This is a genomic window from Ruegeria sp. AI2 (genome assembly GCF_056541275.1).
On sequence record NZ_JBQFYB010000018.1, the window covers coordinates 43,340 to 52,524 of the forward strand.

7 protein-coding genes are annotated in these 9,185 nt (G+C 54.2%); 3 read left to right on the forward strand and 4 right to left on the reverse strand.

Annotated elements, in window-relative coordinates; translation table 11 throughout:
* Nucleotides 1-3 precede the first annotated feature (3 nt).
* Nucleotides 4-2,193: a dehydrogenase E1 component subunit alpha/beta gene (locus ACR0LL_RS19425; protein WP_480588798.1), complete on the forward strand. Its 2,190-nt coding sequence runs from the start codon at nt 4-6 to the stop codon at nt 2,191-2,193.
* Nucleotides 2,190-3,227 (forward strand): ACP S-malonyltransferase, encoded by a 1,038-nt coding sequence (locus tag ACR0LL_RS19430; RefSeq protein ID WP_480588799.1) that lies wholly within the window; start codon nt 2,190-2,192, stop codon nt 3,225-3,227. The genes ACR0LL_RS19425 and ACR0LL_RS19430 overlap by 4 nt, the downstream gene beginning before the upstream one ends.
* Nucleotides 3,228-3,416: 189 nt before the next feature.
* On the opposite strand, the gene ACR0LL_RS19435 is transcribed toward ACR0LL_RS19430, so the two are convergent.
* From ACR0LL_RS19435 to ACR0LL_RS19450, 4 genes are all read right to left on the reverse strand, one after another.
* A complete protein-coding gene (locus ACR0LL_RS19435; RefSeq protein WP_480588800.1) occupies nt 3,417-4,691 on the reverse strand; it encodes an HlyD family secretion protein in 1,275 nt (424 codons plus the stop codon).
* Nucleotides 4,645-5,094 carry a hypothetical protein gene (locus ACR0LL_RS19440; protein ID WP_480588801.1) on the reverse strand — a complete coding sequence of 150 codons (450 nt, stop codon included), beginning with the start codon at nt 5,092-5,094 and terminating at the stop codon, nt 4,645-4,647. The genes ACR0LL_RS19435 and ACR0LL_RS19440 overlap by 47 nt, the downstream gene beginning before the upstream one ends.
* 95 nt (nt 5,095-5,189) lie before the next feature.
* Complete coding sequence (locus ACR0LL_RS19445; RefSeq protein WP_480588802.1) at nt 5,190-6,710, reverse strand: arylsulfatase; 1,521 nt, start codon at nt 6,708-6,710, stop codon at nt 5,190-5,192.
* A gap of 72 nt (nt 6,711-6,782) precedes the next feature.
* A complete protein-coding gene (locus ACR0LL_RS19450) occupies nt 6,783-7,745 on the reverse strand; it encodes an alpha/beta fold hydrolase (protein ID WP_480588803.1) in 963 nt (320 codons plus the stop codon).
* 110 nt (nt 7,746-7,855) lie between these two features.
* Here ACR0LL_RS19450 and ACR0LL_RS19455 point away from each other — a divergent pair, with 110 nt between their 5' ends.
* On the forward strand, nt 7,856-8,812 hold the full coding sequence (locus ACR0LL_RS19455; RefSeq protein WP_480588804.1) for a helix-turn-helix domain-containing protein: 957 nt from the start codon (nt 7,856-7,858) through the stop codon (nt 8,810-8,812).
* Nucleotides 8,813-9,185 lie beyond the last annotated feature (373 nt).

Sequence of the window (9,185 nt, forward strand, 5' to 3'; positions counted from 1 at the left end):
AAGATGGATCGCGCAACCATTGTGCATGACAACTTCCTGCGCCGGGTTGCGGCACGGGATTTCCCCGCTGGCGCGACGCCGTCTGGCCCACTGACAGCGTCCGAAGCAGTCGGGCTATATCGCGCGCAATGTCTCAGCCGTGCATTGGACCGCCAAAGCCGGGCAATGCAGAAAGCGGGCCAGGGATTCTATACCATCGGCTCCTCTGGTCACGAGGGGATGGCCGCCGTGGCGGCAGCCCTGCGCCCGACAGACCCTGCTTTTCTGCATTACCGCGACGCCGCTTTTCAGATCGCCCGGTCCGATCAGGTGCCGGGGCAGAGCCCGACATGGGATATTCTGTTGTCCTTCGCTTCATCCTCTGATGATCCGATCAGCGGTGGGCGGCACAAGGTGTTGGGGTCAAAGGCGCTTTGCATCCCCCCGCAGACCTCGACCATTGCCAGCCACCTGCCCAAAGCTGTCGGCGCGGCTTATGCAATCGGGGCAGCCCGCCGTCACAAACCCGAACATGCAGAAATGCCGGATGACGCCATCGTCTACTGTTCCTTTGGTGATGCCTCGGCCAACCATTCCACTGCGCAAGGCGCGTTCAACACCGCGCAGTGGACGTCTTACCAGTCGGTTCCCCTGCCACTGCTGTTCTGCTGCGAGGACAACGGGATCGGAATTTCGACCAAGACACCACAAGGCTGGATTGCCGCAACATTCTCTCATCGACCGGGACTGAAGTATTTCACGTGTGACGGGCTCGACATTTTCGAAACCTACCGTTTCGCACAAGAAGCCGCCGCCTACGTCCGCAGCCGTAAGAAACCCGCATTTCTGCACATCCGCACGGTGCGCCTGTATGGCCACGCCGGGGCAGATATGCCCACCACCTATATGCCAAAATCCGAGGTCGAAGCCGAAGAGGCGAACGACCCCCTGCTGCACTCCGTCCGTCTGCTGGAACAATCCGGTGCGATGCAAGCGGATGACGCGCTGAAGGTATACACCGACACCTGCGACCGCGTCACCCGCGTCGCCGACAAGGCGATCACCCGCCCTCGCCTGAAAACCGCAGGTGACGTGATGGCCAGCCTGATCCCGCCCGCACGCCCCTGCGCCCCTACCAATGGCCCGTCAGCTGAACATCGGGCTGAGGTATTCGGCGGCGACCTCAAAGCACATGCTGAACCCCAGATCATGTCACGCCTGATCAACTGGGCCCTGAGCGACCTGATGCTTGAACACGGCGAGATCGTGATGATGGGCGAAGATGTCGGGCGCAAGGGCGGTGTCTATGGCGTGACGCAAAAGCTTCAGGCCCGTTTCGGCCCTGACCGGATGATCGACACGCTGCTGGACGAACAGTCGATTCTGGGCCTAGCCATCGGGATGGCTCAGAACGGGTTTACACCCATGCCGGAAATCCAGTTCCTGGCCTATCTTCACAACGCCGAAGACCAGTTGCGCGGCGAAGCGGCCACCCTGCCCTTCTTCTCGAACGGTCAGTACACCAACCCGATGGTCGTGCGCATCGCCGGGTTGGGGTATCAAAAGGGTTTTGGCGGGCATTTCCACAATGACAACTCGGTCGCGGTGCTGCGCGATATTCCGGGGCTGATCCTGGCCTGCCCATCGAACGGCGCCGACGCTGCACGAATGCTGCGTGAATGCGTGCGGCTGGCCCGGGAAGAACAGCGGCTGGTCGTGTTTCTGGAACCCATCGCGCTCTACCCGATGCGGGACTTGCACGAAGCTGGGGACGCAGGCTGGATGCACACCTACCCCGACCCATCCGAAAGGATCGGTTTCGGCGAGGTCGGCGTGGATGGCGACGGCGACGATCTGGCGATTGTTACCTTTGGCAATGGCGTCTACCTCAGCCATCAGGCGCGCAAACCGCTGGAGGCCGACGGGATAAAAACCCGGATCATTGACATGCGCTGGTTGTCACCGCTGCCCAAAGACGCGCTGACCCGAGCCGTAAGCGGCGCCAAGCGGATATTGATCGTCGATGAAACCCGGCATCACGGTGGCGTGGCCGAAGCCCTGATGGCCCATTTCCACGAAACCACAGATGTGCCGATGGCACGTATTACGGCCGAAGACAGTTTTATCGCCACCGGCCCGGCCTATGCCGCAACTATGCCATCGAAAGACAGCATCGAGGCCGCAGCAAGATCCCTGATGGAGACGGGCAAATGAGGTCAGCAAAACAAACCGCTGTTGCCATCTGTCCGGGGCGCGGCACCTATAACAAACCTGAATTGGGGGTTCTGAGCCGCCATTTTACCGACAAAGCCCTGCTGGCCCATTTCGACGACATGCGCCGCACGCAGGGTCAGGAAACCCTAAGCGAACTGGACGGCGCAACGCGGTATTCCGTGGCAAAGCACACGCGCGGCGACAATGCCTCGGCCCTGATCTATGCCGCCACGCTGGGCGATTTTCGCGCCATTGATCCAGATAAGATCGACGTGGTGGCTGTGACCGGAAACTCGATGGGCTGGTATTCGGCCCTGGCCTGCGGGGGTGCCTTGACCGCCGAGGCAGGGTTCGAGGTGGTCAACACCATGGGAACACTCATGCAGCAGAGCCTGATTGGCGGCCAGTTGATCTATCCGTTCATGGATGCCGACTGGCAGCCGAACCCGGTACGCAAGGCCGAACTGCTGGCTCTGGTCGCTGAGATCGACGGCACCGGCGCGACCCTCACCCTGTCAATTGATCTGGGCGGGATGCTGGTTCTGGCCGGGAATGAAGCTGGGTTATCCGCCTTTGAAAACAAGGTGCCTGTGGTGCAGGAACGCTTTCCGATGCGGCTGGCCAACCACGCAGGGTTTCATTCACACCTGCAACGCCCAGTTGCCGAAGCCGGTCGCAACCGCCTTGCCGCAGATCTGTTCCGGCAACCCAATTTGCCCATGATAGATGGCCGCGGTCAGATCTGGTGGCCCGGCGCCTGTGATCTGGACGCGCTTTGGGACTACACCTTGGGTCATCAGGTGACCGAAACCTATGATTTCACAAAGGCCGTATCACAAGCCGCGAAAGAGTTTGCACCCGACATGTTCATCGTCACTGGACCGGGAACCACACTGGGCGGAGCCGTCGCGCAGTGCCTGATCCTGAGCAATTGGGATAAGATGCAGGACAAAGCAAGCTTTCAGACCATCCAACGCGAAGAACCTTCGCTAATCTCAATGGGGATCGAGGATCAACGCACACGTGTGACCTGATCTTGCACACCCTGGCGGTTCGCCCGGCGCAAACCGATCTATCGCGGGCACTCCGCTCCACTCTGTGCACCAAACCATCTGTTCAGATCCCACCCGAGCAAGCGCCCTGCATTTCAATTCCACGATTCCGGAACCGGAAAAGGCGACGGAACGCTCCGCCTTCAGGTCACTTCCCTAATGAGCTCCAAATCAATGGCCACTCAAGACCAAAGAAAACACCGGGAGCATAAATACTTGAATTCTTAGAATAATCGCGTGCACCAACCCCAGCGTATCCACGGCGTGTAGATAGACCCGCTCGACAGAACCAACGTCACCTTCGTGTAGAACGTCATGATGATTGCTGTATGCATTCGCCAGACACGTGGACCCGGTCAAAACTTCGTCGACACTGCCAGGATAAACGGGCTCCAGGAAAACCGTTAGGCTGCCCGGCATCAAGCCAATCTGGGGATCAAGAAGACGGTCCTCCTGCCTGATCTGCCCCGAGGGTAAAACATCCTGAATATCGACTACCACCATCGGAATTACAGTGAACGGTTTGGAAAGGCAGGACATTTCGACGTAGCTCCCCACCTTGATGACAGGCGCGGAAATCTGGCCGAAACTGGCTAGGAATCGCTTATTGCTGGAGAATTTTTCAGGGATAAGGATCCCTGCAGGGCGCAAGATCGGATTGACATAGTCTCCGACCTGCAAAGTGAACTGCTCGACTGAACCATCCACACCTGCGTAGACGTAAGTTTTGGCGAGCTCTGCTTCCGCTTGTTCCAGAGTCGCTTTTGCCGCCTCCAATTCAGCAGGTATTTGTTCCTTCAAACGCTCTTGAGCGGCCAGCTGATTGGCCTTGGCAGCTTCCAACTCGTTCTGCCTCACCAAAGCCAGATTCGACGCTTTCACGAGTCGCTGTTCGAGAGCCGCACTCGAATTCTTGTCAGCAAGTTCTCTTTCCTGGTCAAGGTCATATTCTGCTTGCGCCAGATTGGCCTTCGCCATTTCCACTGTTGCACTGGCAGCCGCCAAGTTCGCCTCGGCGACAGGGATCGAAGCTTCGGTTTGCAGAATTCTTGTATTGGCCGCGAGAACTGCAGCCTCTTGGCTGGCGCTGTCCAGACGGAAAAGAAGCTGGCCCCCTTTTACAGATTGACCGTTCTCGACCAAAACCTCCGACACCCGCCCCCCCGTTTCCGGGAGAATTGTAACCGTTCGAAAGAACGAACGGACATTCGTCGCAGATGGGTGATAGTAGAAAACAACAGTGATCAAGGCCAGCGTAAGAAGCAGACATGTCGTCAAGCCATATCTCAGCTCGTACCATACCGAGAAGAGGTTTATCTCCTGACCCCATTTCTTTCCTTGCCAGTAACGGCGAAACAGGTAATCCGGGAAAATTGTGACCAAAGAGCAAAGCAGGAACTCAAGCATTTCCGTCACTTTCCATTTTGGGTTGGGCAGTCTTCTCATCGCGGGGCGCAGCGACAGAAAGTTGAATTGCGTCAAGAGATGACGCAATCGACTTGAGCGGATTAAGAGACCGAGCTATGGATTTGATAGGGGTCAAGAAGTCGGGAAACTTGAAAGCCGCAATGACCAAGGCAATCACCCAAAACAGATTATTGTGCGTGAACAGGGCAAGCAGTGCCAATATCCCCACCACTTGAAACTGGGTATGGCCAGCTTCATGTGCGATGTTTTCCGGCACGGAATGAAGTGTAAAGTACACGGCACCTGCAACGACGAACATTCCAATAAGTGCAACCACGACCAAGATGAACAAAAGGTCGCTTCCATCGCTTGAAGGAAAAAACGCCGGCAAATGACCCGTCGCCAACGGGTGCATGCTTTGTGTCTCAGAAAGAGTACTCATACTTTATTCCTCAGTCTCGTATCTGCTGCCATCGTGCGACACCCAAAAGGCGCATTTACAGGATAGCATATTTGGCCGCGCCCGTGATTTCCGCGTCAGTTGTTGTTTGACTGGATACGTTGCAGGATGACCTCTGGATTGAACGACGATGCTACCTGTTGCGGTGGAAACTCCAAAAGACTCTTGAAAAAGTCCCTGGCCGTGGCTTGAGCGATCGCGCCGACAAACGTTCTGTCAAATGCCCACTGGTCATAGCTGTTGCTGTTGAAGTCTGCCGTTTCGAAGGGGTCTGTTCTGAGGTTGTAGAGCTTTGGGAAGCTGAGCGGGATCATAGGCTCTTGCCAAGCGCCCAAGGCAGTGCCTCGTTGCTCGCTAAAGACCAGCTTCCAATCACGGAAACGCATGGCCGCCACACCTCCGTTGTCAGTAAAATAGAAGAACTCCTGTCGAGCACCGTCCTCGGTTTCGCCAGTCAACAGAGGCAATTGATTGTAGCCATCCAGATGCACACGATATGGTCTCCCATTTAGCTCATGGCCTTCCCTCAGCTTCTCAACAATGTCTGCTTCGCCTGCGGCTGCCAGCAGTGTTGGGAACCAATCAAGATTGGACATAATCTCGTTGGACACCGTTCCAGACGGAATGCGGCCTGGCCATCGCACCGCTCCGGGAACACGATATGCACCTTCCCAATTGGTGAACTTCTCGCTCCGATAGGGAGTAATCCCACCATCAGGCCATAGGCTCGTCTGAGGCCCGTTGTCGGCATGATAGATGACAATGGTATTCTCCGAGAAACCAAGATCATCCAGTTTTCCTAGAAGAGAGCCGACCCATGCATCATGCTGCAACAAACCGTCGGCATATTTGCCTTGTCCTGAAACTCCTTTCCACTCATCAGGCACATAGGTGGGGTAGTGCATTCTGGTAGAGTTCATCCAAAGGAAAAACGGTTGGTCGCTTTCTTTTGCCAGTTCAAGAAAACCAAAGCCCTCGGAAAGCACCTCATCATCAAAGGTCTTCATGCGTTCCCGATCCAGAGGGCCTACATCCTCGATGGTCTGTGTCCCATCACCGTTTGCGACACTTCTGACAGGATTTCGAGGCCCCAGATTTTTCCTGAAGATTGGATTTCCGGGGTAATCTTCGTTTTCTAACTCGTTGTACGCATTCAGATGATACAATATTCCGAAAAAGCGATCGAACCCGTGCATTGTTGGCAAGTGTTCATCGCGATCACCCAGATGGTTCTTTCCAAATTGCGCAGTGATATACCCCTGATCCTTCAAAGCCGTGGCTATCGTCGGATTCTGTTTGTTCATTCCATTCTTGTCGCCGGGCAGGCCCACCTTTGCGAGGCCAGTTCGAACTGTGGCCTGACCGGTGATCAAGGCGGAGCGCCCTGCGGTGCAAGATTGCTCGGCATAGTAATCCGTAAAGGCCATGCCGTCTTCGAACAAACCATCAATGTTCGGTGTTTTGTAACCTCTTGAACCTCTATGATTGAAGCTAAGATCCCAGATTCCCGTATCATCACTCGTGATGATCAGAATGTTGGGCTTCCGCTCTTCGGCAAATGCAGCTCCCATGACCCCTGTCATCAGAGTTGCAACCATTACGCTTCTAATCAAGGATTTAGTCATAGCACTCCAGATCCATTCTTTGCCTTCGCCAATTCAGCGCAGCGATTATTCAGCATGGCCACCATCGACCCAATCGTTGATCATTTGAGCGAAATCTTCTCGCTTATCCTGATATGAGAAATGCCCACACTCCTCAAAAACTCGAAGTTTCGCGTTTTTTAGTCGCTCCTGGAACTTGTACGCCGTTTCCACGAGCAAGAGTTTGTCATCCTCTCCCCAAAAAATTTGGATCGGCAGATCAATTTCGCGAAGATAAGGCTCAATCGAGTCAATGATTTCCGGATAGGCTTTGAACCATTGCATGACGGCGGGTATCCTGCCACGGTAGGACGCAAAATAGTCCTCTACCTCGTCATCACTAGGAGTATAGTTTACATAGGCGAGCTTGTTGGCTCCAACCACGAATGGCCCGGCCCCTCCAATCTTGAATATCAGGCGCCACAATGGTGAAGTGACGGCCCGGTCGATGATTGAACCATTATGCGATGGGGTGACGCAAGGTCCGTCCCCCAAAACGAGACTCTTCAAACGATGATCACGATGAATGGCGTAGTGTAGCGCAACCGGCATGCCAACGTCGGGTCCAACCAGATGAAAATCCGAGATTCCAAGCTCGCGAACAAACAGATCCAGGATCTCGCTTTGAGCTTCGGTATTCATCACCTCGTGGCCGCCTTCGCTCCGGCCGAAGCCGGGAAGGTCGAGCCCGATCAACCGAAACTTTTTGGCAAGACTTGGCCAGATTTGTTCGAAGCAACGAATGCTCTGCGGTAGCGGACTCAGAAAGAGTATTGCCGGACCGCTTTCGTTGCCTGCAGCCGAGTACCTGAGGCGAAGACCCTTGATGGTCATGAACTGAAAGCTCATCTTGTAATCGGTCAACGCGTCCATTTTATCGCTGGACCTTTTCTGAACAGCTTTCAGCGCCCGATACTCGGGTGTTATGAGCATCAAACCTGACGCTATGAATTCGTTGAAGATTGCTCCGGGTATTGATGTGAACTTCATCGTCTGCCTCGCTGCTGGAGGTCAAGACTGCCTATGGCTAGGCAGGACGAGCAATCCATTGTACGATTCCGGCAAGTGAGGGGCCATCAGCGAGGAATAAATTCGAAAAGATGGAGGCCGGTGATCATCTGAACCAACTGAAACGCATGACACTGAGACTCAGCCGTTTTGAGGACTTCCGCTATGCGATTCCAGGCTGGCGGGGAGAATTCACATTGCTGTCCAAGGGTGCATTTGAGGGTAAGCTCGAGGTGGCGCAAATGCCTCACTTGAGAGCGTTTGTCGCCGAGACCAGCAGTTCGCTCCTGACAAAGGGGCCTGCTGACGAAAACAGCGTCACCATCATTCCTATCACAAGACGCTCTCAGGCAACGCGTTGGCAAGGCAGACAGCTTGAACGTGGCGACATTCTCATCAGAGGCACTGGTATTGAATATCATAACTGCACGGAAAGCTGTGCCCAAATTGAAGCCCTGATTGTCAGCAAGCGGGTTCTCCAGAACGCGATGCAAATTCTGTCTTATGGTGAATTGGACATTGATCTCGAGACTTGGACAGTTCTTCACACCAACCCTGAAGGTGCGATGCTTATTCAGCGGCAAATACAAATGCTATGCCATGGCGCAATATCGCATTTGTCACAAGCGGACACCGAGGCAAGAATCCTACGCAGTCTGGTCGAAGCGCTGCAAGAAACTCAGTTCAAATCCGAGCACACGATTGCAAACGAGAAGCAATACAAACTTGTCGCCTCAGTGATCGAATACATGCATGCAAATATTTCTGCCCCTCTGACCGCCTTGGGCCTGTGCAAAGAATTTCATGTCAGCGATCGTCTTCTTAGGCATGCTTTTCACAAGCACTATGGTATGGGACCAATAGCATTTTTGAATGCGACTAGAATAAACCATGTAAAAAAATGTCTGGCATACAGTAGTCCTCATGATGTTCTGGTGTCAGACGTATTACGGGCACACGGCGTAAAAAGGCCAGGAACCTTTTCCCGCAAGTATTTCGACTACTTTGGAGAAAGGCCCAGTGAAACACTTGGAATACGCAAATATTGACCGCTTTTGAACATTGTTTTTGCAGACAGGTTGCCCATGGATGAATACACCCTCAGAATAACTGAGTCATCCAACCTTGGTATTTGTCGATCAATTTTGGGCCAAGCGATCCATGCCTAGAAAACGAGAGGTGACATTTCTGATCTTCTTTGACTGAAGTAACACCAGAAATTTGGATAGTTGGTTATTCGGCGTTGGGGACAGCCATCCTGTACAAAAAAGGGCGTCCAAATATGTCTGGCAGCGCCTTGCGCTGCGCTGCCGCGACTAGTTCCGCAATTTTGAGCAGCCTCATCTGACTGGTCCATTTTGATTGTTAGTGCATGATCGGCCTCTGATCCATCGGAATGATGGCTTCAGGAGCTGGTGGTTT

What these genes read in the sequence shown, in the direction of transcription:
- ACR0LL_RS19425 (WP_480588798.1), top strand. Translation starts at nt 4, where the DNA reads ATGGATCGCGCAACCATTGTGCATGACAACTTCCTGCGCCGGGTTGCG.
- ACR0LL_RS19430 (WP_480588799.1), top strand. Translation starts at nt 2,190, where the DNA reads ATGAGGTCAGCAAAACAAACCGCTGTTGCCATCTGTCCGGGGCGCGGC.
- ACR0LL_RS19435 (WP_480588800.1), bottom strand. Translation starts at nt 4,691, where the DNA reads ATGAGAAGACTGCCCAACCCAAAATGGAAAGTGACGGAAATGCTTGAG.
- ACR0LL_RS19440 (WP_480588801.1), bottom strand. Translation starts at nt 5,094, where the DNA reads ATGAGTACTCTTTCTGAGACACAAAGCATGCACCCGTTGGCGACGGGT.
- ACR0LL_RS19445 (WP_480588802.1), bottom strand. Translation starts at nt 6,710, where the DNA reads ATGGTTGCAACTCTGATGACAGGGGTCATGGGAGCTGCATTTGCCGAA.
- ACR0LL_RS19450 (WP_480588803.1), bottom strand. Translation starts at nt 7,745, where the DNA reads ATGAAGTTCACATCAATACCCGGAGCAATCTTCAACGAATTCATAGCG.
- ACR0LL_RS19455 (WP_480588804.1), top strand. Translation starts at nt 7,856, where the DNA reads ATGGAGGCCGGTGATCATCTGAACCAACTGAAACGCATGACACTGAGA.